The organism is Anaerofilum hominis (assembly GCF_014287275.1).
GTDB lineage: Bacteria > Bacillota > Clostridia > Oscillospirales > Ruminococcaceae > Pygmaiobacter > Pygmaiobacter hominis.
The window spans coordinates 504,054-529,410 of the sequence record NZ_JACONZ010000001.1 but is presented as its reverse complement, the minus strand read 5'-3'; the positions used below and the strand labels follow the sequence as shown (position 1 = coordinate 529,410).

The 25,357-nt window shown below is 59.0% G+C and carries 22 protein-coding genes and 1 other RNA gene; 18 read left to right on the top strand and 5 right to left on the bottom strand.

Translation table 11 applies throughout. The features are described 5' to 3' along the window. Positions 1–71 precede the first annotated feature (71 nt). The 9 genes from H8S23_RS02335 to H8S23_RS02295 all read left to right on the top strand — a co-directional run bounded on the left by H8S23_RS02335 (position 72) and on the right by H8S23_RS02295 (position 8,905). The gene (locus H8S23_RS02335; protein WP_243165807.1) at positions 72–854 is read left to right on the top strand and encodes an NAD(P)-dependent oxidoreductase; all 783 of its coding nucleotides are present in this window, start codon (positions 72–74) and stop codon (positions 852–854) included. 2 nt (positions 855–856) lie between these two features. Then, positions 857–1,429, top strand: a complete 573-nt coding sequence (locus tag H8S23_RS02330) for a dipicolinate synthase subunit B (protein ID WP_186886695.1) — start codon at positions 857–859, stop codon at positions 1,427–1,429. 376 nt (positions 1,430–1,805) lie between these two features. Beyond that, positions 1,806–3,092, top strand: a complete 1,287-nt coding sequence (locus H8S23_RS02325; protein WP_243165806.1) for a BaiN/RdsA family NAD(P)/FAD-dependent oxidoreductase — start codon at positions 1,806–1,808, stop codon at positions 3,090–3,092. Positions 3,093–3,103: 11 nt separating this feature from the next. Then, positions 3,104–3,769, top strand: coding sequence for a (d)CMP kinase (gene cmk / locus H8S23_RS02320; RefSeq protein WP_186886694.1), 666 nt, complete (start codon positions 3,104–3,106; stop codon positions 3,767–3,769). A 1-nt stretch (position 3,770) separates the two neighbouring features. Continuing rightward, positions 3,771–4,394 (top strand): lysophospholipid acyltransferase family protein, encoded by a 624-nt coding sequence (locus tag H8S23_RS02315; RefSeq protein WP_186886693.1) that lies wholly within the window; start codon positions 3,771–3,773, stop codon positions 4,392–4,394. A 54-nt stretch (positions 4,395–4,448) separates the two neighbouring features. After that, entirely contained in the window at positions 4,449–6,398 is a 1,950-nt protein-coding gene (locus H8S23_RS02310; RefSeq protein WP_186886692.1) for a bifunctional 4-hydroxy-3-methylbut-2-enyl diphosphate reductase/30S ribosomal protein S1, read from the top strand. A gap of 227 nt (positions 6,399–6,625) precedes the next feature. After that, positions 6,626–7,369 (top strand): MerR family transcriptional regulator, encoded by a 744-nt coding sequence (locus H8S23_RS02305; protein WP_186886691.1) that lies wholly within the window; start codon positions 6,626–6,628, stop codon positions 7,367–7,369. Between the two features lie 70 nt (positions 7,370–7,439). Then, positions 7,440–8,165, top strand: coding sequence for an ABC transporter ATP-binding protein (locus tag H8S23_RS02300; protein WP_186886690.1), 726 nt, complete (start codon positions 7,440–7,442; stop codon positions 8,163–8,165). Further along, positions 8,162–8,905 (top strand): ABC transporter permease, encoded by a 744-nt coding sequence (locus tag H8S23_RS02295; RefSeq protein WP_186886689.1) that lies wholly within the window; start codon positions 8,162–8,164, stop codon positions 8,903–8,905. Before H8S23_RS02300 ends, H8S23_RS02295 begins: the two co-directional genes overlap by 4 nt. A 365-nt stretch (positions 8,906–9,270) precedes the next feature. Here the strand turns inward: H8S23_RS02295 and H8S23_RS02290 are convergent, their stop codons facing one another. Further along, on the bottom strand, positions 9,271–11,235 hold the full coding sequence (locus tag H8S23_RS02290) for a DUF6311 domain-containing protein (RefSeq protein WP_186886688.1): 1,965 nt from the start codon (positions 11,233–11,235) through the stop codon (positions 9,271–9,273). 176 nt (positions 11,236–11,411) lie between these two features. Here H8S23_RS02290 and H8S23_RS02285 point away from each other — a divergent pair, with 176 nt between their 5' ends. Genes H8S23_RS02285 through H8S23_RS02275 form a run of 3 tightly spaced genes read left to right on the top strand, consistent with a single transcriptional unit; the run spans position 11,412 to position 13,997 of the window. Further along, complete coding sequence (locus tag H8S23_RS02285; RefSeq protein ID WP_186886687.1) at positions 11,412–12,347, top strand: glycosyltransferase family 2 protein; 936 nt, start codon at positions 11,412–11,414, stop codon at positions 12,345–12,347. Further along, positions 12,347–13,543, top strand: a complete 1,197-nt coding sequence (locus H8S23_RS02280) for a glycosyltransferase family protein (RefSeq protein WP_186886686.1) — start codon at positions 12,347–12,349, stop codon at positions 13,541–13,543. The genes H8S23_RS02285 and H8S23_RS02280 overlap by 1 nt, the downstream gene beginning before the upstream one ends. After that, complete coding sequence (locus tag H8S23_RS02275; protein WP_186886685.1) at positions 13,488–13,997, top strand: hypothetical protein; 510 nt, start codon at positions 13,488–13,490, stop codon at positions 13,995–13,997. The genes H8S23_RS02280 and H8S23_RS02275 overlap by 56 nt, the downstream gene beginning before the upstream one ends. Before the next feature lie 64 nt (positions 13,998–14,061). Here the strand turns inward: H8S23_RS02275 and H8S23_RS02270 are convergent, their stop codons facing one another. Next, entirely contained in the window at positions 14,062–15,771 is a 1,710-nt protein-coding gene (locus H8S23_RS02270) for a hypothetical protein (protein WP_186886684.1), read from the bottom strand. Between the two features lie 250 nt (positions 15,772–16,021). On the opposite strand from H8S23_RS02270, the gene H8S23_RS02265 reads away from it, so the two are divergent. Then, positions 16,022–17,416 (top strand): MATE family efflux transporter, encoded by a 1,395-nt coding sequence (locus H8S23_RS02265; protein WP_186886683.1) that lies wholly within the window; start codon positions 16,022–16,024, stop codon positions 17,414–17,416. 296 nt (positions 17,417–17,712) lie between these two features. Here H8S23_RS02265 and H8S23_RS02260 read toward each other — a convergent pair whose 3' ends face one another. Next, positions 17,713–18,687: an ornithine cyclodeaminase family protein gene (locus tag H8S23_RS02260; protein ID WP_186886682.1), complete on the bottom strand. Its 975-nt coding sequence runs from the start codon at positions 18,685–18,687 to the stop codon at positions 17,713–17,715. Positions 18,688–18,865: 178 nt separating this feature from the next. On the opposite strand from H8S23_RS02260, the gene H8S23_RS02255 reads away from it, so the two are divergent. Both H8S23_RS02255 and H8S23_RS02250 read left to right on the top strand, forming a co-directional pair. After that, positions 18,866–19,153, top strand: coding sequence for a hypothetical protein (locus tag H8S23_RS02255; protein WP_186886681.1), 288 nt, complete (start codon positions 18,866–18,868; stop codon positions 19,151–19,153). Between the two features lie 111 nt (positions 19,154–19,264). After that, on the top strand, positions 19,265–19,528 hold the full coding sequence (locus tag H8S23_RS02250) for a pro-sigmaK processing inhibitor BofA family protein (protein WP_186886680.1): 264 nt from the start codon (positions 19,265–19,267) through the stop codon (positions 19,526–19,528). A gap of 73 nt (positions 19,529–19,601) precedes the next feature. Here H8S23_RS02250 and rnpB read toward each other — a convergent pair. Both rnpB and H8S23_RS02240 read right to left on the bottom strand, forming a co-directional pair. After that, positions 19,602–19,950: RNase P RNA component class A (rnpB, locus tag H8S23_RS02245), an RNA gene on the bottom strand. A 31-nt stretch (positions 19,951–19,981) separates the two neighbouring features. Then, complete coding sequence (locus H8S23_RS02240) at positions 19,982–20,401, bottom strand: TM2 domain-containing protein (RefSeq protein WP_186886679.1); 420 nt, start codon at positions 20,399–20,401, stop codon at positions 19,982–19,984. Between the two features lie 517 nt (positions 20,402–20,918). On the opposite strand from H8S23_RS02240, the gene gdhA reads away from it, so the two are divergent. From gdhA to H8S23_RS02225, 3 genes are all read left to right on the top strand, one after another. Then, positions 20,919–22,268 (top strand): NADP-specific glutamate dehydrogenase, encoded by a 1,350-nt coding sequence (gene gdhA, locus H8S23_RS02235; protein ID WP_186886678.1) that lies wholly within the window; start codon positions 20,919–20,921, stop codon positions 22,266–22,268. 104 nt (positions 22,269–22,372) lie between these two features. Beyond that, entirely contained in the window at positions 22,373–23,263 is an 891-nt protein-coding gene (locus tag H8S23_RS02230; RefSeq protein WP_186886677.1) for an RluA family pseudouridine synthase, read from the top strand. A gap of 326 nt (positions 23,264–23,589) precedes the next feature. Beyond that, positions 23,590–25,254, top strand: a complete 1,665-nt coding sequence (locus H8S23_RS02225; protein WP_186886676.1) for a M23 family metallopeptidase — start codon at positions 23,590–23,592, stop codon at positions 25,252–25,254. The last annotated feature ends 103 nt before the right edge of the window (positions 25,255–25,357 follow it).

The following is a 25,357-nucleotide window of genomic DNA, read 5'->3' as shown; positions in this document are numbered from 1 at the left end:
TCTGACGGCCTGTCCACGGCGCGCAGCGCGGCGGGGGGATGGGCGCGCGATATCAAGGCGGGGGTGATCTTTTGCAGGAAAAAAGCTTCGCGGTGATCGGGGAGGACGGCCGCCAGCGCGCCGCCGCGGATTATCTCAAACAGCTGGGCTACCGGGTCGTAGGTGCGGAGAAGATCTCGGCAGCGGATATTATTTTGCTGCCCATGCCGCTCTCGGCGGATCGGGCGCAGCTGGCGGCGCTGCTGCGGGCGGCAAAGCCGGGGGCGGTCGCTTATGCGGGCAAGGTCAGCGATGAGGCGGCGGCGGTGGCAAAGGCCGCGGGCGTCGAGCTGGACGACTATCTGCAGCGGGAAGAACTGGCGGTGATGAACGCGATCCCCACCTGCGAGGGCGCGGTGGAGATCCTGCTGCGGGAGCGGCAGGCCGCGCTGTGGAACAGCAGGGTTTTGATCACCGGTTTCGGGCGCATCGCAAAACTGCTCTGCCAGCGGCTGACGGGGTTTGGGGCGCTGGTGACGGTGGCGGCGCGCAGGCCGCGGGACCGGGCGCTGGCCTCGGCCCTGGGCTGCCGCACCCAGACCATAGACGCCCTGCGGGAGACCGTGCGCGGCTTTGACGTCATCGTCAACACGGTGCCCGCGCCGCTGATCGACCGGGAGATGATCGGCACGATGGGGCACGACACCTTTTTGCTCGATCTCGCATCCGCGCCGGGCGGCATCGACCTTGCGGCCGCCGGCACGGCCGGGATCAAGGCGGTATGGGCGCTCAGCCTGCCGGCAAAATGCGCGCCGGTGACCGCGGGGCGGTTTGTTGCCGACACGGTCTTACAGATGATGGAGGAGAGGGATTGACCATGAGAAATACCACGATCATTTATGGGCTGAGCGGCAGCTTCTGCAATTTTGAGCGCAGCCTCAAAGCGCTGGAGGAGCTGGTGAGCCAGGGGGCGGAGGTGATCCCGGCCATGTCCTTTAACGCGGGCAGCCTGGACACCCGGTTTGGCACCGCGGCGGAGTTTCGGCGCCGCCTGACCGAGATCACCGGGCACGAGATCATCGACACGATCCAGGCGGCGGAGCCGGTCGGGCCCAAAAAGCTCTGCGACCTGCTGGTGATCTCGCCCTGCACCGGAAACACGATGAGCAAGCTGGCCTGCGGCATCACGGACACCCCCATCACGATGGCCTGCAAAAGCCATCTGCGCTGCGGCCGGCCGGTGGTGCTGGCCCTGGCGTCCAACGACAGCCTTTCTGCCAGCGCCCAGAACCTGGGACGGCTGCTCAACACCAAAAACTATTATTTTGTGCCGCTGGAGCAGGACGACTGGCTGAAAAAGCCCAGCTCGCTGGTGGCGGACTTCAGCCAGCTGTCCGCCACGGTGGAATCCGCCCTGCGGGGCCGCCAGATCCAGCCGATCTTTTTCTGAGCCCCTGTCCCGCCCTGGAGGGACAGGGGGGCTCTGCGGCGCGCGGGCCCCGCCGGATGCGCAGCGGGCGCGCCGCAGAGCAAAAATGTTGCCATTTTGACACATTTGTGGTATAAATAAAAACAGGAAAAACCAGCTCTGCGCGGCGCGGCGGGATGCGCTGCGCCGCGGCGGCAGCCGCTTTTCAGGCTGTGGCGCGGGGCGGCTCTGCGGGCTTTGCATCCCGGCCGCAGCAGGAAAGCGGGACGCCTTTCGTTGCGGGCGATATCCCCCTGCGGCGCGGCCGGATGCGCCTTTTCTGGCTGCAGCGCCGGGGGCGGGAGGACGGTCCCGCAGGGGAACGGCCGCTGGACCGCAGGACGATAAAAAATTAAAAATGCCGGGCTTTGGGTCCGGCATTTCTTCTGTGCAGAGGAGGGCGGAACGCCTGAAAAAGATCATTGTGGTGGGCGGCGGCGCTGCCGGGATGCTCGCCGCGGGAACTGCGGCGCGGCGCGGCCTGCAGGTGACCGTGGTAGAGCATATGGAGCGCACCTGCAAAAAGATCCTGGTCACAGGCAAGGGGCGCTGCAACGTCACCAACGACTGCGACCCGGCGACAGTGCTCAAAAATGTGCGCGGCAACCCAAAGTTCCTCTATTCCGCCCTCAACGCGTTTACCCCGGCGGACACCATGGCCCTGATGGAGTCGCTGGGCGTGCCGCTCAAGACCGAGCGGGGGCGCAGGGTGTTCCCGGTCAGCGACCGGGCGGCGGATATCGCCGACGCGCTGGCCCGCTATGCCGGCGGCTGCAAAGTCGTCTTTGGCGAGGCCAGGGCGGTGACGGTGACGGACGGCGCGGCGGCCGGGGTGCTGCTGGCGGACGGGCGGCTGCTGGCGGCGGACGGGGTGCTCCTTGCCACCGGCGGGCTGTCTTATCCCGGCACCGGCTCCACCGGCGGAGGATACCGCATGGCGAGAGAGCTGGGGCACAGCGTCGTGCCGACCACCGCCAGCCTGGTGGCCCTTACGGCCGCCGGCCCTGCCAGGGCGGAGTGCCGGGCCATGATGGGCCTTTCGCTGCGCAATATGCGGCTGACCCTGCTGGAGGGGGACAAGCCCCTCTACGCGGAGCAGGGGGAGATGCTGTTTACCCATTTCGGCATCTCGGGGCCGCTGGTGCTGTCCGCCAGCGCTTATCTGCGCACAGAGACGGCAAAAGAGACCCGCGCCGTGATCGACCTCAAACCGGCGCTGGACGAGCCCACGCTGTATGCCCGTGTGAACCGGGATTTTGAAAAGTTTGCCAACCGGGACGCCGCCAACAGCCTTTCGGGCCTGCTGCCCGCGGGCATGGTGCCGGTGATACTGGCCCGCTGGGGCGTGCCGCCCGATAAAAAGGTGAACCAGATCACCCGGGAAGAACGGCGCAGGCTGACCGGCCTGCTCAAGGGGTTCGAGGTGCCCATCTCCGGCAAGGACGCCATCGAGCGGGCCGTGGTCACGGCGGGGGGCGTGTCCGTGCGCGAGGTCAGCCCCCGGACGATGGAGTCCAAGCTCGTCAAAAACCTGCATTTTGCGGGCGAGCTGCTGGATGTGGACGCCTATACCGGCGGCTACAACCTGCAGATCGCTTTTTCCACCGGCTACGCCGCAGGGACCCATATTCTGGAAGAAAAGTGAGGAGACCGATTATGATCCAGATCGCTATCGACGGCCCGTCCGGCGCGGGCAAAAGCAGCCTTGCCAGGCGCCTTGCACAGGAGCTGGGCTATCTGTATGTGGACACCGGCGCCATGTACCGGGCCATCGGCCTGTACATGCTGCGCGCGGGTGTGGAACCCACAGACCCGGCGGCGGTGCTGCCCCGGCTGGGAGAGGTGCATTTGGAGCTCAAGCACCTCGGCGGCGTGCAGCATGTGTTCCTCAACGGGGAGGACGTGTCGGAGGAGATCCGCCGCGAGGAGGTCTCGATGGCTGCCAGCAGCGTGTCCGCGCATCAGGGCGTGCGGGATTTTCTCACCGAGACGCAGCGCTCGATCGCGCGGCAAAACAACGTGCTCATGGATGGCCGGGACATCGGCACCGTCATCCTGCCAGACGCGCAGATCAAGATCTTTTTGACGGCCAGCGCCGAGGAGCGGGCCCGCCGCCGCACCCGGGAGCTGCAGCAGAAGGGCCAGCCGGCGGATTACGAAGAGGTGCTGGCGGATATCCGCCGGCGCGATCACAACGACAGCCACCGCGCCGCCGCGCCCCTGCGGCAGGCGGAGGATGCGGTGCTGGTGGACACCAGCAACGACGATTTTGAGGCCGCGTACCAGAGGCTGTACCGGCTGATCCAGGGGAGGCTTGGCTGAAATGTTTTGGTTTTATCACCTCTGTTTCATCCTCGCCTCGGTGGTATTCCGGCTGCCCTACCGCATCCGGGTGATCGGGCGGGAAAACCTGCCCAGGGACCGGGGCTATGTGCTCTGCCCCAACCACCTGTCCGCCATTGACCCGGTGTTCGTGGTGCTGGCGCGGGGGTTTGGCAAACCCATGTGGGTCATGGCAAAGGAAGAGCTGTTCCGCAACGGGTTCGTGGCCTGGTTTTTCCGCCATGTGGGCGTTTTCCCGGTCGAGCGGGGCAAGGGGGACAAGACGGTGCTGAACAATGCCATCGAGTCGGTGCGAAACGGCCGCTCGATGCTCATCTTCCCCGAGGGGACCCGCAACAAAAAGGGGGAGGGGCTGCTGCCGCTCAAAAGCGGGGCCTTTGTGGTCGCAGAGTCGGCCCACGCGGATATCGTGCCCTGCCGGGTGCTCTATAAGGGCGGCAGGCAGCATCTGTTCTGCACCGTGACGGTGGTGTTCGGCGCGCCCATCCCCATCGACAGCCTGAATCTGGGCGGCGAGCACGCGGCCAGCAAGCTGAGGGCCGCCAAAGCGGTCCTGGCAGCCAGGCTGGGCGAGCTGTACGAACAGAACAAACAATACGAATGAGCGGACAGAGGGGCGCTTTTTGAGCGGGGCGGCCCCTGTTCCGGGAGGAGTTTTATGGAGATCATCCGGGCCGAGACCGCGGGCTTCTGCTTTGGCGTCGACCGCGCAGTGCGCATGACCGAGCAGCTGGCGCGCGAGGGGCATAAGGTCGCCACGCTGGGGCCGCTGATCCACAACCCCCAATGTGTGGCCGCGCTGGAGGCGCAGGGCGTCGTCACGGCGGATTCGGTGGAGTCTGTGCCGGCGGGGTATGAGGTCGTCATCCGCAGCCACGGCGTCGGCGAGGATGTTTATGCCGCGCTGGCCGCGCGGGGCGCGGAGGTCCACGACGCGACCTGCCCCTTTGTGGCAAAGATCCAGCGCATTGCGGCCCAGGCGGGGCGCGTGGGCGCTGTGCTGCTGATCGCGGGCGATGAGGACCACCCCGAAGTGCAGGGCATCGTGGGCCATGCCTGCGGCGAGGTGCGGGTCTTTGCCGGTTTGGAGGCGCTGGAAGCCTGTTCCACCCCGGAAATACGGGAAAAACCGGCGTTTGTTGTAGCACAGACGACTTTTGAAGTTACAAAATGGTTAGAAAGCACAAAGTTTATAAAAAAAGTGTATACAAGCCCGCGAATTTTTGATACAATATGTAGTGCAACGTGGGCGAGGCAGCAGGAGGCGGAAGAACTCGCGCGCAGATGCGACCTCATGGTGGTCATCGGCGGGCGCCATTCCTCCAACACCCAGAAGCTGGTCCGTGTCGCGGGCAGGTACTGCAGAACGCTGGCGGTGGAGACCGCAGCGGAGATCACCGCAGGCGATTTTGCGGGGGTGCGGCGTGCCGGCGTCACGGCGGGGGCTTCTACGCCATCGTCTATAATTGAGGAGGTACTTAACAAGATGAGCGAGGTAGTACAAAACGAAGAGATGAGCTTTGAGGAGATGATCGATCAGTCCTTGAAGCCGGTCTTCAACGGCAAGGTCGTAACCGGTATCGTCACCGGAATCTCGCCGAGCGAGATCACCGTGGACATCGGCACCAAGCAGACCGGCTTTGTCGCCGCGTCCGAGTGGTCTGACGATCCCACCGTGAAGCTGGAAGATGCGGTGAAAAAGGGTGACGAGCTGGAACTCGTTGTCATCAAGGTTAATGACCAGGAAGGCACCGTTGCCCTGTCCAAAAAGCGCTTTGAGGCCAAGGCCGGCCAGGCGGAGGTCGAAAAGGCGGCGGAAGAGGGCACCATCCTTGAGGCGACCGTCTCCGAGGCGGTCAAGGGCGGCCTTGTCGCCTATGTCAAGGGCGTGAAAGTCTTTATCCCCGCTTCGCAGGCTTCCCTGCGCCGCGGCGAGGATCTCACCGGTCTGGTGAAACAGAAGACCCGCATCAAGATCATCGAGTGCAGCGGCCGCCGTGTGATCGGCTCGATCCGCGCGGTCCTCTCTGAGGAGCTGGAGGCCAAGAAAGAAGCTTTCTGGGCCGAGGCCGAAGAGGGCAAACAGTATGACGGCGTGGTCAAGAACCTGACTGATTACGGCGCGTTCGTCGACATCGGCGGTGTGGACGGTCTGGTCCATATTTCCGAACTCTCCTGGGACCGCATCAAGCATCCCAGCGAGGTGGTCAAGGTCGGCGACCAGATCGAAGTTTATATCAAAAGCCTGGACCGCGAGAACGGTAAGGTCTCGCTGGGTTATAAAAAGGCGGAGGACAACCCCTGGGAGCGTCTGCGCAGCGAGTTCCCTCTCGGCAGCGTGTTCAAGGCCCCGGTGGTCTCCATCACCAAGTTCGGCGCTTTTGTGCGGGTGCTGCCCGGCATCGACGGCCTGGTACACATCAGCGAGATCTCCAACGAGCGTGTTGAAAAGGTCAGCGATGTGCTGAAAGTGGGCGACGAGGTCGAGGTCAAGTTGATCGAGGCTGACTTTGAAAAGCACCGCGTCGGCCTGTCCATGAAGGCCCTGCTGGACGACGCCCCTGCCGGCGACGACGAGTTTGTGGCCACCAGCGGCGACGTGGAGTAAGTCAAGAATAAAAAACAGGCTGCGCATTCGGCGCAGCCTGTTTTTTTTTCGGTTTCCCCTTTTGGTTGTCGTGCCGGACATTAGAAATAGAGCCGATTTAATAAGACGATTTGTTTTTTGTCCGTATACTTGTATTCAAAATGCAGATATCTTTTAAAAAGAACCCTCCACTATAACACCAGACTTTTAAAATGAGATATATTACAGTAGAGTGGAGGTGGTTTGCCGTGAACACATACAAGACTTCCCAGGTCGCCGCCGTGATCGGGATACATCCAAACACCGTGCGGCTGTATGAAGAATGGGGTATTATTCCAAGGCCGGAGCGGAAAGAGAATGGGTATCGCGTCTTTACGGATTTTCACATTGATCAAATCCGGCTTGCTCGTACCGCCTTTCAAATTGAAATCCTGCAAAATGGCCTGCGAAAGAAAATATTTCAGATGGTCAAACTGTCGGCGGCGGGGAAGTTTGATGAAGCATTTTCCCTTACGCAGGCATATTTAAGCGGGCTGCGTCAAGAGCGTGACAATGCGGAGGATGCGATCCGCATTGTGAAACAAATCATATCCGGCGAAAACCAAGAGAACAGGGCTTTTATGAAGCGGAAAGAAGTATCTGAGTATTTAGGCGTTTCAATGGACACCCTGCGGAATTGGGAAATGAACGGCTTGCTAGCGGTCAAGCGGAAAGAAAACGGCTATCGCATCTATACGGATGACGACATCAAACGGCTGAAAATCATTCGCGCCCTGCGCTGTGCCAATTACTCGCTGGAGGCCATTTTGCGGATGCTGCAGCAAGTATCAAAAAATCCCAACGTGGATATTAAGACGGTACTCAATACGCCAAGGCCATCCGACGATATTATCTCGGCTTGTGACCAGTTGATCCGCTCCCTGTCTGCGGCGGAAAAAAACGCCATTATTCTGATGGAAATGTTGCAGAAAATGAAACGGCAGTACTCATAAACCCTCCATCTTACCACCAATGTTTTCATTGGTGGTATTCTTTTGCCATCACGAAAAGGAGGGCGTGCGTATGCAGGAAGCACTCAAAGTCGAGCGGTTGTCGAAGTTATACGGCGATCAGCTTGCGTTGGACAACCTAAACCTATGCGTCCGGAAAAATACGGTTTTCGGTTTGCTGGGGGCAAACGGTGCGGGAAAGAGTACGACCATCGAATGTATGTTAGGGACGAGAAAGGCCGATAGCGGCACGATATCCGTCCTTGGCCGCGATCCCAAAAAAGACCGCCGCAATTTGTTCCAAGAGGTAGGCGTTCAATTTCAAGAGGGAGACTATCAGCCGGAAATCAAAGTTTCGGAACTATGCGAGGAAACGGCTTGCCTCTACAAAAGCCCTGCCGACTGGAAATCTCTATGTGAACAATTTGGGATCGGGAACAAGGTGAGCCGGGCGGTTAAAAGTCTATCCGGCGGGGAGCGCCAGCGGCTTTTCATTGTTCTGGCATTAATTCCAGATCCCCGGCTTGTCTTTCTTGACGAGCTGACAACCGGGCTTGACGCAAAAGCGCGGCGGGATGTCTGGAAAATACTTGAGGGACTGAAAAGCAAAGGACTGACCATCTTTCTGACCTCACACTTCATGGACGAGGTTGAGGCCCTGTGCGATGAAATCTGCATACTCAAAAAGGGCAGAGCTGTTTTCTACGGGACGGTGGCCCAGGCAAAAGAACAATGTGGCTGCGGAAAATTTGAGGATGCCTATCTGGTGCTTTCCGGCGAGGAGGGAATGGACGAATGAGAACCTTTGGAACGCTCTTGAAAAATGAGTTGAAGCTCAACATACGAAATATGAACATGGTGATTTTCGCCATCATTATGCCGCTGGTAGTCTTGGTCATCCTCGGTTTCCTTTATGGCACAAAGCCCGCCGCCGCTGGCGCGGCGTACACCTTTATGGATCAGTCCTTTGGTGCGCTCTGTACCATCTCCATCTGCGCGGGGGGCTTGATGGGCCTGCCCCTGGTGGTGGCGGAATACCGGGAGCGCAAGATCCTGAAACGCTTTCAAGTGACCCCGGTTAGTCCCGTTATGCTGCTGGCTGTGGAGTTCATGATTTATGTGATTTACGCCGCTGTCTCCATGCTGACCCTGTTCCTTGTGGCAAAGCTGTTTTGGAATGTTACCATTCACGGCTCCCCGCTGGCGTTTTTGGGTAGCTGGCTGCTGACGATGGTGTCTACCTTGAGCATTGGAATGATGGTGGGCGGCATAGCGAAAAATGAAAAGACCGCGAGTGTGATCGCCTGTGCGCTCTATTTCCCCATGTTGATTTTCTCCGGCGCGACATTACCGTTTGAGGTCATGCCGGAAATGATGCAGAAAATCATCCGTGTTCTTCCCATGACCCAGGGCATACAGCTCATGAAAGAAACCTCCCTTGGCTTGCCGGTCGGCAACGTCTGGCTTCCCATTGTCGTAATGGGGGCTGTGACCGTTCTCTGTACCGGGACCGCGGTGAAATGTTTTAAGTGGGAGTAAAGCCCTCTTTGTAGGAGGGCGATACATTATACCGCAAAAACTGGTGCAGAACAGCCAAAAAGCTGTTCTGCACCAGTTGCATTTTTGCGTCAGCTTGACGGTGGCTTTTGAGAGGTCAAAGCCGCCGTTTTTTATTGTGTAAAAGACAACCACTGGTTCTGCCAGTGGAGATAAAAAAGCTTTAGCTATGGACAAAAAAGGAACTCCCCGATAGATTAAGGTTAAGGTCTGCCAATCCAACTAAAAATGTCGAGGAGGTCTTTTCCATGACAGAGACGATGGCTTGCGCATACCACTTTGTTTTCTGGAGATCCGCCTTATAAAAAAGCGTCCGGGAGGGGGCCCCAGACGCTTTTTTGCGATCTCTATCGGGTAGTAAGGTCTTTGCCGACCAGTATGCCGGCATCTTCCAGATCCAGCGTGAGCATCAGCCAGCCGGCGTCTTTGTAGTCTTTTTTCAAAATTTTGTAGGAGATCCCCTCGCAGACTACGTACTCGGCATTGTCAAAAAAGCGTTGGGTAAAGGGGTTGTCCAGCACAGTACAGATGCTTTTATTTTCGTTCAGGACACCCTGCGTCCAGGCTCCATCGGTCAGATCCTCCAATCGCAGAGGGAAGTGGGGATAAAGGAGAAGATCCTCAGAGGGCGCGGGGAGCGCCGATGCATCCCCCATCGGCGCAAACACATACCAGATGTGATCTACCTGGGCACAGACGGCAGTGTCTTTTAGAGCCTCCGCAAGCTGAAAGAACAGGGTACGGTTGCTGGTGATATACAGAGTGTCGGAGGCCGTTTCTCCGCGCAAAAGCTGTTCGAGCTCCTGGTCGACGACCGTGTGGTGATAGTCGATATCAAAACGGGCGGTAAAGCCGTCGTTGGTGGTCATGCCGGTGTCGGCCGCATAGAGCGCCGGATAAAGCGCCTGTACCAGCGTATCGTCCAGAGAGAACATGTGAGCGTATCTGCCGTCGATCGCGTCCCAGAATTCGCTTTTCATGGGGTTTTCAAAGGAGGGGGAGGGCGAGGTAAAATAAGCGCGCTTCTCTTTCAAAGCCGGAGAAATGTCCCAAATTTGCACAGCCAATATCACGACCAGAAGTGCGCTGCCGATCTTTGCCCCCCAGCGGCGGGCAAAAAAGACGACCGTAAACAAAAGGATAAGATAGTAGACGGGATAAAACATCCGGCCGCTGCTGCGAAAGATACTGCCCAGCTTCAGCAGAAAGGACGGCACGGGGATGGTGAAGAGGACACGGGTGTTGGCGAGGACCGTGTTCGATACGGCAAACGCCGTCAGACAGGCGCTGGCGAACAAAAGCCCCCAGTAATTTTTTAAAAACGAAAGCAGCCGCTGCCGCCTGCCTTTTTGCAAAAGCCACATCAAAACGGCGATGGGGAACGCGGCCAGCACGCCCAACCCCAGATAGTTGAACCCGTCGTAACTGCCGAGCCCCTGGGGCAGAGTGGGCAGGACGCGGGACCAGACGATGCCGGAACAGCTGAGCGGATTGAAGAGGCTGTTGAGATTCATGCAGAAATAGCCGTATCCTGTGGACCCGCCGGAAGAGGGGGTCGAAAAGGCGCCAATGGAAAATCCCACAGCGCCGACCACAGCGAACGCGGCGAGGAGAAAAAGCAGCGGCTTGAGCGGCTTTTTGGTGCGGACGGCGTGTTCGAGCAGATCGGCGAAAAGCACGGCAAAGATCATGGGCAGAAAGTAGGGATGGATCGCCGTGGCAAGCCCGGCCAGCACCAGATAACCGGGCCGATAGCGCCAGCCTTTTTGTCTGTTGCAAAAATAGAGATAAAGGGCGAAGAGGATCAAAAAGTGAGAGGCGAGCGCGGTGTGGCGGAAAGCCCGTTCGATCATGATGGGGCTGAAGAGGAAAAGGCAGCTGCCAAGCAGGACCGGCAGTACGCGGTTGCAGAATACGGTGAGCAGCAGCGCCGCTGCGGCCCCTTGCAGCATATAGCAGCACAGCGTATACAGCCCAAAATACTGGAAAGTCGCGGGCAGAATAGGGGAGAGCAGGCGGAACAGGATCGCAAACAGCGGAACGGAATCGGTATAGGTCACCGCCGCGCCCTGGGGATAGTTGATGGCAGAGCTCATCCCCAGCGGAAAAGAGAGCGGGCTTTGCCTGTAAAACAGCCAGCCGGTATAGTGCTGGATGATGTCTTTTTCCACATAACCCGAGCGGATCCATGCGTCATTCATCACGTTCAGGGATGCGCCGGTATTCACGAGCAAAAAAACAGCGGCGCCCAGCAGCGCGCCGGCGGCGACCAGAAAAATTTTCCGATAGCGGATATTTTTAGTCAAAGGCATTTTTATCTACATCCTCATCTGAAACTGATTTTGTTGGCGGCAATGCCCCGACAACTCTGGGACAAACTTGTTGTTCTCTATTATAGAAGAAAATGGATTTTCCTGCAATGAATATGTTATAATCAAAAACAGAACATGCGTTTGACCGGACAAAAATGGGGGTAGGTGCAAGAAAAATGGCTTTGTTGTCTGTGGTGGTGCCCTGCTACAATGAAGAAAAGGCACTGCCGTTTTTTTACGAGAAGATCACACAAATTTCTGAGATGCTGAAAGAACGATATCAGTTGGAGACGGAATACTGGTTTGTGGACGACGGCTCGCGGGACCGGACACTGGAGCTGGTAAAAGAGCTGCGCGCGACAGACAGCAGGGTCCACTATGTCTCTTTCTCGCGCAATTTTGGCAAAGAGGCGGGGATCTATGCGGGGCTGGAGGCTGCCCGCGGTGAATACGTCACCCTGATGGACGCGGACCTGCAGGATCCTCCTGAGTTGCTGCCCGAGATGTTCCGGGCGGTCACAGAAGAAAAGTATGACTGCGCCGCCACCCGGCGGGTGGACCGCAAGGGGGAACCGCCGGTGCGCTCTTTTTTTGCGCGCTGCTTTTACCGCCTGATCAATCGTATCTCCAAAACCGAGATCGTGGATGGGGCCCGGGATTTTCGCCTGATGACAAGGCAGATGGTGGACGCCATCCTCTCGATGTCAGAGGTGAACCGCTTTTCAAAAGGCATTTTCGGATGGGTGGGGTTCCGGACGAAATGGATCGAATTTGAAAACGTGGAGCGGGTGGCAGGCGAGACCAAATGGTCGTTTTGGAAGTTGTTCCTCTATTCGATTGACGGCATTGTGGCATTTTCCACCGCGCCGCTGGCCATTGCCTCCGTTGCAGGTCTCTTTTTTTGCGGGCTCGCCTTTTTGGCGCTTCTGTTCATCTTTGTCCGCGCGCTGGCGTGGGGCGACCCGGTCGCGGGCTGGCCGTCGATGGTCTGCATCATCTTGCTGGTAGGAGGCATTCAGCTCTTTTCTATCGGCGTGCTGGGGCAATATTTGTCCAAGACTTATCTGGAAACAAAGAGAAGGCCGGTTTATATCGCAAGGGAGAAAGAGTAATGGAGAAGCTGAAAAAAGAAAAGTCCTGGTATCTTTTATTGGCCTTTGCTCTTTTAGTCGGTTGTTGTTGGAGACTTCTGCGCCCGGGGATGTTTTACGGGAACGATCTTCCGTTTCATTTGTGGCGGATTGAATTTATAAAAGAGGGGCTCAAAGACGGACAGTTTTTTCTCAAAATAATTCCGGAAGCTCTCGAAGGATACGGATATCCTGTCAATCTGTTTTACAGCGGTTTTTTCCTTTTGATACCCGCCGCCTTAGCTGCATGTGGGCTTTCTGTGATCACTTCTTATAAACTTTTTCTCGTGCTGATCATTTGCAGTGCGATGTTTACCTGTTTTTATGCTGTTTATAAGATATCGCAGAACAGAAGAACTGCGCTTCTTGCCGTTTTTTTATATATTGGAAGCGCCTATTTTGAAACAGACTTGTATTCCAGAGCCGCATTGGGAGAAACGCAGGCATTTGTGTTTTTACCTCTTGTTGTGGTGGGGTTTTATGAAATATTGTGGGGAGACGAAAAAAATATCAGTCCTCTTGTTATTGGCTTTGGAGGACTGCTTTTGTCCCATTTGCTCACATTTTTTCTGGCGTTTTTGTTGGGGGCTTTTGTCTGTGCAATTGCTGTTCGCCGTTTCTTTCTTGAGCCAAAGAGGTTTCAAAATTTGTTTAAAGCGGCGGTAATTACGGTTCTATTGACTGCATTTTTTCTGTTTCCTCTTATAGAACAGATGTCGGCTCAATTGCTGCGCGGAAAGGCGACCCATTATGGAGAATATGCTCAAAACAGGACCATGCGGCTGCGCAATCTGTTTTTTATGGTTTCTCCTCCGGAACTGTACGCTCCTGTAGCAGGTGTGACCTTTCTGGGGGTATTGGCCCTACGCTTTTTTTGTGGATCGCCTAAAACGCAGGCAGCCAAAAAAAGAGATTTGTTTTATCTCATGGGGATTGCGTGCCTTTTCGCTTGCACAAGCCTTTTTCCATGGTCCTTTTTTGAGAAGCTGCCAGGCCTGGATGCGATACAGTTCCCGTGGAGATTCCTCCTTTTTGCCACGCTGTTTTTGGCGATCGGAGGCGCTATGGCGGCAGAGCATTTTTTAGAAAAGATATCCAGACCGCGCTGGGGAACGGCGGTGTGTGATTTTGATTGCCGCACTCTGCATTCTACAGTTTCAAACAGCGTTTCGCGATAATTTTGTCCGCCAGGAAGAATTGCATCAGACATTGTATGAGGTAACGGACAAACCCTTTGTAGATTCTCACTATTTGCCGGCATCAGCGCTTCAGCCGTGGGATGGCATCACAGTACCGGAAGAAGCGGGTCTGACCAGAGAAATATTTGCCGAAAAAGGAAATCTTAAGGTAATATTTAAAGCGGAACAGCCAGGAAACAAATTGGTCGTGCCCAAATACTTTTATCCGGGATATGAAGCGGTTTTGCAGGAAACGGGAGAACGGCTGATGTGTGAGAAAAGTGCTGATGGATTTTTACAGATCGTGCTGAACACGACGACAGAGGGAACGGTCAAGGTCCACTATAGGGGCACGGCGATCCAGTTTGTGAGCGCCGGGGTGAGCTTTTTGGCAGCAGTCGCTTTAATGGGGGCATATTTCAGACGGCGGAGAAAAAGCGTTGGGGAAAAATAGCTTTTTTGTAACTCAAAGATAAAAACGATAAAAAGCAGCCTAAGCTAAGGCTGCTTTTTATCGTTTAAAAAAGTTTTTTGCGTCTGATCCCCAATAAATAGACCGGGAAGATGAAAAGCGTGAGGATGCTCAGCCCCGCGGTGAAATGTTGTAGAGAGGTGCCGCTATAACGGATCAGTATTTCCTCGGACGATCGGGCGGGAAGAGATAGTTCTGCAAAGCCGTTGTTTCCGGGCGTCAAAGCGCATTCTCCCCCCGTAGTGAGGTCAATGGCGCTGTACCCCTTGGTGTAGTTTAAGGGCAAAGTGACAGCGGCTGCGTCTTTATTCGGATTGTCATAAGCCAAATAAATTTTACCGTATTCCCTTCTGATGGAGCACGGGACGGGGGCTTGCCCCATTAGTTCGGCGTCAGGGGGCGGACTGAAAAATTCTCCCTGATGATTTTCGTGAAAATAATTGTTGTCGATAAATTTGCATTGCTCGATTGAAAAATAAAGCATTCCGCCTTCTTCCACTGTGCGCGCTGTTTGATAATTGCTTTCAGGACTGGGTTGGGCGGCGCTTGCAAGATAGATCGTGCGTTGTTCTTTCAAAGTCACCATACTGGCGCCCACAAGGCAAAAACATAAAAGAGGGAACACTAGTTTAGGGGATCTACGCGCCAATTGACTGAAAACATAACCGCCCGCAATCGACAGAAAGGCACAGGCCGGGAGAAAAAGGCGCCAGGGAAACTGCAGAAAATAAAGATACCGGCTCAAAAAAGCCCAAGGGAACACGGAGGTGGAAGCAAATAAGGCCAACGAGCCCATAACCAGGCAAAAGTCACAAAAATGCACCGACATCTCCCGTTTCCGCGCAATAAAAGGACGTCCCAGATAGACGAGAGGAAAGAGCAACCCGATGCCCGGGAATACTACTCCGGGAGACATGATGGGGCTGCCGCTGAAATTGTAAAAGAGGTTGCGGATCCTCACCGCACTTTCAGATAAAATCAGCACTTCATTGACCTGATGGGAATAGATCCGCCCCGTAAGCATTTGTTCCAAAAGAGGAAAAAGGAAAAATGCCGTCACCAGTAATGTTATCCCCGTTGCTTTTAGCAGCGCGATAAAACGTTTGGGTTCGGCCAAAAATCGAAAAAGGCCTATCAGGAAAAAGAGCGCTGCAAATGCCAGGGCCATTGCAAAGCTTAACAAATGCGATAAAAGCAGCCCCGCAAAACCGACAATCAACGGCAGGCTTTTTTGATATTCACCGAAAAGCAGACGATAAATACCCAGGAGGATCAGAGGAAAAAAGATCCATGCCTGAACTTCTCCCAAATCAGCCCTTAAGTAGAGATCGAAGATAAAATAGGAAGAGAAAACATACAAAAGAGCTGAAATAAGACCCGCCAGGCGGGAACGGAAAATGCGGCTGGAAGCGTAGTAAGCGCTTCCAGCGGTGCCGGCGATGATCAAAACAAGAAAAATTTTATAACTGGTGATCAGGTCCACACCGCAAAGGGTTAAAAAAGCGGGAATGTTCAAGAAAAAATCCCCGTAAAAAAGGCCGCAGGCATACCCGTAGCCATTATAGAGGTCGGGATATACTTTCAGAAAGAAGTGTCCGTGCCGCATTCCTTCACAGATGGAATTGATGCGGGACAGATGAAAAGAAAAGTCATGTCCAAATGGGACTCCCGGCCAGAAAAGGGAAACCGAGCAGATCAGGACAGCTGTCAGCAAGAGCGCGGCCGTCAGACCTCGTTTTGTATTTTCTTTCATCATTGCATATCTCCAATTGCCTAGAATTGTGTTCAGGTCATCGTCTGCACCATTTTGTTGGGCGGATAAAAGATATCGGCAGGCACAGCTCCGCGCCCTTGCCGGACAGCGTTTTGGGTACTAGAATAAAAGACATATGGCCTGTCCGCCCTGCGGCGGGCAATGCGCTTTTAAAGGGGAGCGCTTTACTTTTTCTTATTATATCGGGCCGGGGTCAAAGGCGCAAGAGAAGAGCAGAGGAGAGTTGCGTGGAATGGCGGAAAAAAGAGTACGCACGAAAGAAGAATTGTTCGAGACCTATTCGATCCCCAAGGCGGTGCTGGTCCTTTCAGTGCCCACGGTGCTCAGCTCGCTGGTGACGGTTCTCTACAGTTTGGCGGACACCTATTTTGTCGGTATGGTCAATGATCCCATCCAGACCGCATCGGTCACTTTGGCGGCGCCGGTGCTGCTGGCGTTCAACGCGGTGAACAATCTGTTTGGCGTGGGCAGCTCCAGCATGATGAGCAGGGCCATGGGGCGCAAGGATGAAGAGACCGTGCGGCGAAGCTCGGCGTTCGGCTTTTATGGGGCGCTGATCTGCGGCGCTGTGTTCGCGCTGCTGTGCACCGTGCTGCGCGCTCCGCTGCTGGGCCTGCTGGGGGCGGGGCCAAACACCGCCGCGCCCACCTCCGCTTATCTGAACTGGACCGTCTCACTGGGGGCGGTGCCCGCTATTTTGAACGTGGTGATGGCCTACATGATCCGCTCGGAGGGGGCGGCCCTGCATGCGAGCATCGGCACGATGAGCGGCTGCCTGCTGAACATCGTGCTGGACCCCATCTTCATCCTGCCCTGGGGTTTGAACATGAAAGCGGAGGGGGCCGCGCTGGCCACGTTTTTGTCCAACTGTGTGGCCCTTGCCTACTTCCTGCTCTATCTCTATCTTCGCCGCCGCCGCACCAGCGTCAGCATCTCGCCGCGGGATTTCAAGCTGAAGCGGCAGGTCGTATCCGGTGTCTTTGCGGTGGGCGTGCCGGCCTCGGTGCAGAACCTGCTCAATGTGACCGGCAGCATGATCATGAACAATCTGGCCGCTGTCTATGGGGCGGAGGCGCTGGCCGCGATGGGCATCTGCACCAAGATCAACATGGTGCCCATGTACGTGGTGATGGGGGTGGCGCAGGGGATCATGCCCCTGATCAGCTATAATTATGCCAGCGGCAACATCCCGCGGATGAAAAAGGCGTTCTTCTTCACCGCCCGCATCGGTGTGACCGTTTCGGCGCTGGCGTCGATCTTTCTCTTTACCTGTGCGGACGGGCTGGTGGAGATGTTTATCGCCAACGCCGCCACGGTGGCGTACGGCATCCGCTTCCTGCGCGGGTTTTGCCTGGCGCTGCCGCTGCTGTGCGTCGACTTTCTGGCGGTGGGCACCTTTCAGGCCGTGGGCATGGGCCGGGAGTCGCTGCTGTTTGCCATTGCCCGCAAATTGGCGCTGGAGCTGCCGCTGCTCTACCTCCTCAACGCAGTGTTCCCCCTGTATGGCATCCCCTATGCACAGCCCACAGCGGAGGCGGTGCTGGCCGTGGCTGCCTGCGTGGTGCTGAGCCGCTTTTTCCGCCGGGCGGAACGGGAAAAACAGGCTGCGGCGGGGCAGAACGCATAAAAACGCCGGTGCCCGCAAGGCCTTCCCCGGAGGGCGCGGACCTATGGGACCGTCGGGCCGCGGGAACTTTGCCGGGCAGGCGCTGCAGCCGGGGAAGCGCTGGCCTGAGGATAAATACGAAAAGCCGCCGCCGTGTATTCGCTTACACGGCGGCGGTTTTTGGCTTGTTTGCAGCGAGATCCACCGGCTGGGCCGGTGGATGAAATTTTGCCGGACTCTCATGCCGGTAGGCCAAAGGCGCGCCTTGCGGCACAGTGCGGATGGGGGACAGGGAGAAGCCCAAAAGCGCAAACGGCTTAAAATTCGACCTCCAGGCCGAGCCCTGACGCCTCCGCCTTGCGGCGGACCAGCGCCGCCGCGCAGAGATCTTCCAGTGAGATGCCCACAGATTCGAAGAGCGTGATCTCCTCCTCGCTCTGCCGGCCGGGCAGTTCTCCCAGCAGCACCTGGCCCACCTCTCCGCAGATCTTTCGCGCATCCAGCGATCCCTCTTTCAGGGGGATCGCCAGATCGCCGCTGTCCCGCAGCGCGGCCTCCCGCTGGTCCGCATAGATACGGCTGCGCAGCACCGCCTCGCTGTCCAGCTCGCGCGCCAGCGGGCTGCAGGCCCCCACGGCGTTGATGTGGGCGCCCGGCTTCAGCCAACGGCCCAGCAGGATAGGTTCACGGGCCTGGGTGACGGTGCAGACGATGTCCGCCTCCCGCACGGCCTCCTCCGCCGAGGCGCAGGGAACGGCCCGCAGGCCCAGTTCCGCGGCGCGGCGGCAGCACTCCTGTGCGCGGGAAAAGGTGCGGTTCCAGACATAGACCGTGCGGATGGGGCGCACCCGGCGGATGGCGTCGATGTGCAGGCTGCCGATGCGCCCGGCGCCCAGGATGGCCAGGGAGGCCGCGCTTTTGCGGGCGAGCAGGTCGGTGGCGGCGGCACTGGCGGCGGCGGTGCGCACAGCCGTGATCTGCTCTGCGTCCACAATGGCGGCGAGTGCCCCGGTCTCAGAGTCAAAAAGAGGGATGATCCCCTGGCTGGTGCCCCGGCGCGCGGCCTCAGCCCCGGGGAAAACGATGACTTTGGCGCCGCAGAGCCGCTCCCTGCGGTCGGCGCCTCCCATGAGGGCGAATTTATTGTCCTGCGGCAGGGGCAGCATACAGCGCTGCAGCATGGCGCCGTCCCCGGCGGAGACGTCCCGCAGCGCCGCGCGCATGGCTTCGATGCAGTCCTCCATGGTGAGCAGCCGGCGCACCTCGTCGCCGCGGATGATACGGGTCTTCATATACTGGACCTCCTTTACAGAAAAGACGCCGGGGCGGGGAACGCCCCGGCCTTCCGCTCCATTATACTCCGCCTGCCGGGCGGCGGGCAATCCGCCGGCAGAAAAAATCCCCCGGATGGATTAAAACCGGTTCTGGCTGCCAATCCTTGCCGCATAGACTGAAAGCGAGGTGGAGCGATTGGAACTGACTGCGATCCTGACGGGGCGCAAAGCCCCTGGCAAGGAAGTCGGAACAAGGGAAGACGCGGCCTTTGCCGAGCGCTACGGCGCCGCCGATACGGTGGGACAGCTCAAAGAGTGCGAATACCTGCTGCGCAAAAATGAAATGCTGTTCAACATGGAGAGCGACGACGAGCTGATCGACTGCCGCATCTACGAGCGGGAAGCACTGCTGGCGCGGTACCAGTATCTGCTGCGCAGGGTGCGCGCCGAACGCGCGGCGGCAAAAGCGGCCAGCGCAGGATAACGCGGGCCTGCGGCGGGCAGTGCAATACACAGGATCATCCACCGGCCGCGGGCGGGCCCGCGGCAGCAAAAACGCGGGCGCTTGCCGCCCGAAAAAGGTGGGTAAAAAGAAATGACGGTGGATGTGTTGGCGATCCTGCTTGGCGCTGCGGCGCTGCTGTGTGTGTCGGCGGCGGCCTCAAGATCAAAGCACCCGTTCCGCACAGGGCTGCTCTCGGCGTTCTGCGGCATTGCGGGGCTGGGCGCGGTCAACCTGCTCTCGGGCTCGACCGGGGTGGCGATCGCGCTCAATTACGGCACGGCGCTGGTCTCGGTGGCCCTGGGGGTGCCCGGCGTTGTCACCCTGCTGCTGCTGCGCGGCATCTTTTTCGTCTGAAGCGTGGCGGCCGGATGCGGGATAGAGAAAAAAGAGGCTGTCTCACAAAGTGAAACAGCCTCTTTTTATTCTTTAAGCGACCAGTCCGTAAGCCGGGTTCTGTATTAAACGACGATCTATCTTGTCCCCGCGTCGCCGCGGGGCTCGCGCCACCTCCTGAAAGCACGCGGGGCACGTATCGCTTTCATGTCGGGTGTTGCTCCTGGCAGGGTTTACATAGCCGGTACGTCGCCGCACCGCTGGTGAGCTCTTACCTCGCCTTTCCATCCTTACCGCCCCGCAGGGCGGCGGTCTCTTTCTGTTGCACTGTCCCTGGGGTCGCCCCCGGCTGCCGTTAGCAGCTGCCATTCCCCTGTGGAGCCCGGACTTTCCTCACCGTGCGGCGGTAAACAGCCGCACCGCGCCGCCGTATGGGCTGCTCGCGTTTAAAGATATGGTTGGTTGTGTGCGCTCTCAGTCAGTAAGCGGCTGTCCGAAAGCATCGGTGTCGATGTGGCCGCACAGGATCAGGATGCCCTCGACAAAGCCCCAGATCGAACTGACGATACCGCAGCAGAGCACAAACAGGACGATCTGGCAGATCCCCTTTTCGTTGTAGCCCAGATAAAAGTTGTGGATGCCCAGACCGCCGAGAAAAATGCCCAGCAGACCCGCGGCAAGCCGGCTTTTCTGCCCTGCAGGCCGCCCGCCCGCCGCGTTTTGCCCCTGGATGTTGGTCAGCGGCGCGCCGCAGTTGGTGCAGTAGACGGCAAGTTCGTCGGTGGGGTGGCCGCAGCGCGGGCAGAATTTGTAACCGCTGCCCGCGGGTGCGCCGCAGCCGGTACAGACGGTGTTTCCCTCCCCGATCTCACGGCCGCAGTTTCGGCAAAACATACGATCCACACTCCCCGTCGCTGGTTTCTCACCGCAGACGAAAGATTGCGGCTTCGAGAGACAGTATAACACAAAGCGGCCGTGCGGGCAACCGGGAGAGCGCTTTTTTGACGGAAAAGCAGCGGCCGCAGCGCTGCCGCCGGTCCGCGCCGGCTCCCCGGCAGAGCAGCCGCAGCCGCCGTGCTCCCGCGCCGCGCATGCAGCGCTTTGAAAACGGGCCGCAGCATCGCTTCCGGCGGGAGATCGGCGTGCGCAGAACCGCCCCGCACAGGGCTGCCTTTCTGATTTTACTGTGCAAAACCGTAAAAAATATCGGGAAAATTTGTACAAAATGGTTGTAATCAAAAACAATTGATTTTATAATAAGTACATTCGAAAACCGGTTTGTCAAGGCGGCGAAAGGGCGGCTGCGCGGAGGGGCGCAGCCCTGGCGCGGCCGGCTGCCGGCGGCGTGCGCGGGCGTTTCCGGGAAGGGAAGCTGAACGCCCCGCGCAGAATTTTTGGGGAGGGGAAAGCAATGTTCAAAAATGCGTATCTGGAAAAGGTCTATGGGGAGGTGGCTGTCCGCAGCGCCGGGGAACCGGAGTTTCTGCAGGCGGTGCGCGAGGTGCTGGAATCGCTGGAAACCGTGGTGGAACGCCGCCCGGAGCTGGAAAAATGGGGCATCCTGGAGCGGATCTGCGAGCCCGAGCGGTTCGTGCAGTTCCGGGTCTCCTGGGTGGACGACGCGGGCAGGGTACAGGTGAACCGGGGCTACCGCTGCCAGTTTAACTCCGCCATCGGCCCCTATAAGGGCGGCCTGCGGCTGCACCCCAGCGTCAACGCCTCGGTCATCAAGTTCCTGGGATTTGAGCAGACCTTTAAAAACAGCCTCACCGGCCTGCCCATGGGCGGCGGCAAGGGAGGCAGCGATTTTGACCCCAAGGGCAAGTCCGACATGGAGATCATGCGCTTTTGCCAGAGCTTTATGACCGAGCTGTACCGCCACATCGGGCAGTTCACCGACGTGCCCGCGGGAGATATCGGTGTGGGCGCGCGGGAAATCGGCTATCTGTTCGGCCAGTATAAGCGGATCACCGGCGAATACAGCGGGGTGCTGACCGGCAAGGGCCTGTCCTACGGCGGCAGCCTGGCGCGCACCCAGGCCACCGGTTATGGGCTGTGCTATCTGGTGCAGGAGATGCTGTCCTGCATGAAAGGGGACGGCTTTGCGGGCAAGACCACCGTCATCTCGGGCAGCGGCAACGTGGCCGTCTACGCCTGTGAAAAGGCGCAGAGCCTGGGGGCAAAGGTGGTGGCCATGAGCGATTCCAACGGGTATATCTACGACCCGGACGGCATCCGGCTGGATGTGGTCAAGCAGATCAAAGAGGTGCGCCGCGGCCGCATCCGCGAGTACCTGGAAGAGGTGCCCGGCGCACAGTACCACGAGGGCTGCCGGGGCATCTGGACCGTCCCCTGCGACATCGCGCTGCCCTGCGCCACCCAGAACGAGCTGGACGAGGAGAGCGCCGCCGCGCTGATCGCCAACGGCGTGATGGCCGTCGGCGAGGGCGCCAATATGCCCTGCACCCTTGAGGCGACCAGGGCGCTGCAGGCGGCGGGGGTGCTGTTTGCCCCCGCAAAAGCGGCCAACGCGGGCGGCGTGGCCACCAGCGGCCTGGAGATGAGCCAGAACAGTCTGCGCCTTTCCTGGACTTTTGAAGAGGTGGACGCCCGGCTCAAAGAGATCATGACCGGCATCTTCCACAACGCTTACGACGCCAGCCGGGAGTGCGGCTGCGAGGGCAACCTGGTGGTGGGGGCAAACGTGGCCGGGTTCCTCAAAGTGGCGGACGCGATGCTGGCCCAGGGCGTGGCCTATTGACCCGGGGTAGCAAAAACGCGCAAAATTTGTTATAATAAGGTCCGTGTGCCGGGCGGCGACGCCGCGGGCGCACGGATCTTTGTTTTGTAAAGGGGGCGGCGCGGTTGCGGCTGACCTTTCAGGTGGACGGGGACGCGCAGGGCCGGCGGCTGTCGGACTTTTTGCGCCGCCGGGGGCTGACCGCAGGGCTCATCAAGACGGTGAAATACCTGCCCGGCGGCTTGCGGGTGGACGGCCTGCCCGCCCGCACCGACCTGCGCCTCGCCGCCGGGCAGACGGTGGAGGTGGAATTGCCGCCCCAGCCGGAGACCGCGGTGCCGCCGCAGCCGGTGCCGCTGGAGATCCTGTACGAGGACGACTTTTCTGCGGTGATCGACAAGCCCGCGGGCATCCTGGTCCATCCCTCGGCCCCCGGCTGCGGCGGCACGCTCGCCAACGGCTGGCGCTTTTTGATGGAGGCGCGCGGCACGCCCTGCCCATTCCGGCCGGTGAACCGCATCGACCGCAACACCTCGGGCCTGGTGCTGGCGGCAAAAAACAGCTTTGCCGCCCCGCTGCTGGCCCGCGGCTTTCGCAAGACCTATTGGGCGGTAGCCGAGGGGGAGCTGCCCCCCGGGGACGGGGCGATCGATCTGCCCATCCAGCGGGCGGAGGGCAGCATCATCTGCCGCCGCACCGGCGGCGGGGGCAAGCCCAGCCGCACCGAATACACGGTGCTGGCTGCCGCGCGGGGGCATACGCTGCTGCGCGCGGTGCCGGTCACCGGGCGCACCCACCAGATAAGGGTACACTTTTCCGCCCTGGGGCATCCCCTGGCCGGGGACGACCTCTATGGCGGCAGCCGCGGCCTGATCGCCCGGCAGGCGCTGCACGCGGGCAGGATCGTTTTCACCCCGCCGCTGGCGGAGGGTGAGGTCACGGTGACGTCACCCCTGCCGCCGGACTTGGTTCTGCTTTTGGAAAAAACAGGGCTGCCGCAGCCCGCTCTGATCTGAAAAAGATGGAAAATATTTGACAAAATCAGGAAACCCGCGTGAAAAAAACGTGAAAAGGGTTACAAAATGATTGCAGAACCGGCGGCGGCGCGTATAATGTGAAGTGTCGGCGCAGGCCGTTTGACCTGCGCCGGAAACAGGAACATGTGCGGGCCGCCGCGGCGGGCCCGGGATAAAGCCCCCAGGGGCCGGAGAGAAGAACAGGGAGGTGCGGCAAGCTGGACAGTGCGAAAAACACGGCGCATGCGCCGCAGAGCAGAAAGAGACAGACGGCGGACGGCGCCTGGTCAAGAGCCAGGCGGCGGCTGTTCCGTCTGAGAACGTTTTTGGGAGATCTGTTTTACCGGGTGGGCGTCCAGGCGGAATACCACGCGGTGCTGGCCGGGCGCCGGCTGAAGGCTGCGGCGCTGTTTTTCGGCCGCTGCCTCGCCCGCCTGTTGGCCCCGCTGGCGGGCAGGACGGCGCAGGCGGCCCGCAGCGTAAAAGAGGATCTGGCGGCCCCGGTGCGCCGTGCAAAAAGCGGCGCGTCCCATATCCGCGAGCTGATGGCCGATGAAAAGAAAAACGGCCTGTGGCACGCCCTGAAGCTGGGGCTGGGCTATTTCTGGTCCGGTGTGCGGGCCTACGGATATCTGGCCAAAAATCTGGTCTACTATCTGCTGCCGCTGGGGGCCGGGGCGATCTTTGTCTTTACGGTGGTCAATGTGCTGGACAGCCGGTTTGCCCTGGCGGTGGAATATGAGGGTCAGGTCGTGGGATATGTGGACCAGGAGTCGGTCTACGAGGAAGCGGCCCAGATCGTCCAGAACCAGCTGGTCTATACCGGGCATGAGCAGGAGTGGGAGCTGCATCCCACCTTCAGTATCGCCGCGGCGAAGCCGGACGAGCTGTCCGACAGCCAGACGTTGGTGGACGCGATCCTGCGCAGTTCGGGCGAGGAGATCACCGAGGCGGTGGGCCTGTATGTGAACAGCCGGTTTTACGGCGCGACCACCGAGATCGACCGCCTGGAGGCGGCGATCGAGGCGCTGAAAGACCCCTACCGGGCCCAGTATCCGGGCGCGGAGATCAGTTTTGTGGAGGACCTGAACCTGAAAAAGGGGGTCTATCTGACCGAGAGCGTCCAGGACTATCCCTCGCTGGAGGCGCTGCTGCACCAGGAGGTGCAGGGCCAGCGCACCTATACCATCCAGGCGGGGGACACCCCCTGGAAGATCGCGGGCGCCAACGACGTCACGCTGGACGACCTGTACGCTCTCAACCCGGTGCTGGAAAACGGCAGCAATATGCCGGTGGGCGCAGAGCTGGTCATCGGTCAGGCCGTCCCGTTTTTGCAGGTCAAAGCCATCGTCACCACGGTGGAGCGGGAGCCCATTCCCTACGAGACCGAGACCGAATACAGCACCGGCCTGGCCTTTGGCATGCAGCGCATCCTGCAGGAGGGCGTGGAGGGCGAGAAAGACGTCACTTATGAGACCACCTATGTGGGCGGGCAGGTGACCGAGCGCAGGGCCGTGGGAGACCCGGTAGTGATCACCGGCCCGGTGACCCAGATCCAGCAGATGGGCGCGTACATGACCAGCGACGGCACCATGATCAAGCCGGGCAACGGCAACATGATGTTCCCGGTGGACTACAGCGGCTACAAGGGCATGAGCCGCGGTTACAGCGGCCCGCTGCTGCCCGCCCACAACGGCCTGGACCTGCGCGGCTATGTGGGCACCCCCATCTATGCGGCGCAGAGCGGTGTGGTCACCTATGCGGGCCAGACGCGCGGCGGCTACGGCATCCACGTCATCCTCAACCACGGCGGCGGGGTGCAGACCCTTTACGGCCACTGCAGCGGCCTTGCGGTCAGCGTGGGGCAGGTGGTGGAGCAGGGGCAGCTGATCGCCTATGTGGGGTCTACCGGCTGGTCCACAGGCCCGCACTGCCACTTTGAGGTCATTGTAAACGGCGTTCGCCGCGACCCCATGAACTATCTGGGCTGACCGCGGCGGGGCCGCGCAAACCATGAAAGTTTTGTAAAATCCTTGCGGGAAAGCGCGAAACTGAGTATAATTGAAAACGGAAAACAGCACAGCGGCGGGCCCA

What these genes read in the sequence shown, in the direction of transcription:
- H8S23_RS02265 (WP_186886683.1), top strand. Translation starts at nt 16,022, where the DNA reads ATGGCGGAAAAAAGAGTACGCACGAAAGAAGAATTGTTCGAGACCTAT.
- gdhA (WP_186886678.1), top strand. Translation starts at nt 20,919, where the DNA reads ATGTTCAAAAATGCGTATCTGGAAAAGGTCTATGGGGAGGTGGCTGTC.
- H8S23_RS02290 (WP_186886688.1), bottom strand. Translation starts at nt 11,235, where the DNA reads ATGCCTTTGACTAAAAATATCCGCTATCGGAAAATTTTTCTGGTCGCC.
- H8S23_RS02240 (WP_186886679.1), bottom strand. Translation starts at nt 20,401, where the DNA reads ATGTTTTGCCGAAACTGCGGCCGTGAGATCGGGGAGGGAAACACCGTC.
- H8S23_RS02325 (WP_243165806.1), top strand. Translation starts at nt 1,806, where the DNA reads ATGCCGGGCTTTGGGTCCGGCATTTCTTCTGTGCAGAGGAGGGCGGAA.
- H8S23_RS02280 (WP_186886686.1), top strand. Translation starts at nt 12,347, where the DNA reads ATGGAGAAGCTGAAAAAAGAAAAGTCCTGGTATCTTTTATTGGCCTTT.
- cmk (WP_186886694.1), top strand. Translation starts at nt 3,104, where the DNA reads ATGATCCAGATCGCTATCGACGGCCCGTCCGGCGCGGGCAAAAGCAGC.
- H8S23_RS02260 (WP_186886682.1), bottom strand. Translation starts at nt 18,687, where the DNA reads ATGAAGACCCGTATCATCCGCGGCGACGAGGTGCGCCGGCTGCTCACC.
- H8S23_RS02300 (WP_186886690.1), top strand. Translation starts at nt 7,440, where the DNA reads ATGCAGGAAGCACTCAAAGTCGAGCGGTTGTCGAAGTTATACGGCGAT.
- H8S23_RS02315 (WP_186886693.1), top strand. Translation starts at nt 3,771, where the DNA reads ATGTTTTGGTTTTATCACCTCTGTTTCATCCTCGCCTCGGTGGTATTC.
- H8S23_RS02310 (WP_186886692.1), top strand. Translation starts at nt 4,449, where the DNA reads ATGGAGATCATCCGGGCCGAGACCGCGGGCTTCTGCTTTGGCGTCGAC.
- H8S23_RS02285 (WP_186886687.1), top strand. Translation starts at nt 11,412, where the DNA reads ATGGCTTTGTTGTCTGTGGTGGTGCCCTGCTACAATGAAGAAAAGGCA.
- H8S23_RS02330 (WP_186886695.1), top strand. Translation starts at nt 857, where the DNA reads ATGAGAAATACCACGATCATTTATGGGCTGAGCGGCAGCTTCTGCAAT.
- H8S23_RS02270 (WP_186886684.1), bottom strand. Translation starts at nt 15,771, where the DNA reads ATGATGAAAGAAAATACAAAACGAGGTCTGACGGCCGCGCTCTTGCTG.
- H8S23_RS02250 (WP_186886680.1), top strand. Translation starts at nt 19,265, where the DNA reads ATGACGGTGGATGTGTTGGCGATCCTGCTTGGCGCTGCGGCGCTGCTG.
- H8S23_RS02295 (WP_186886689.1), top strand. Translation starts at nt 8,162, where the DNA reads ATGAGAACCTTTGGAACGCTCTTGAAAAATGAGTTGAAGCTCAACATA.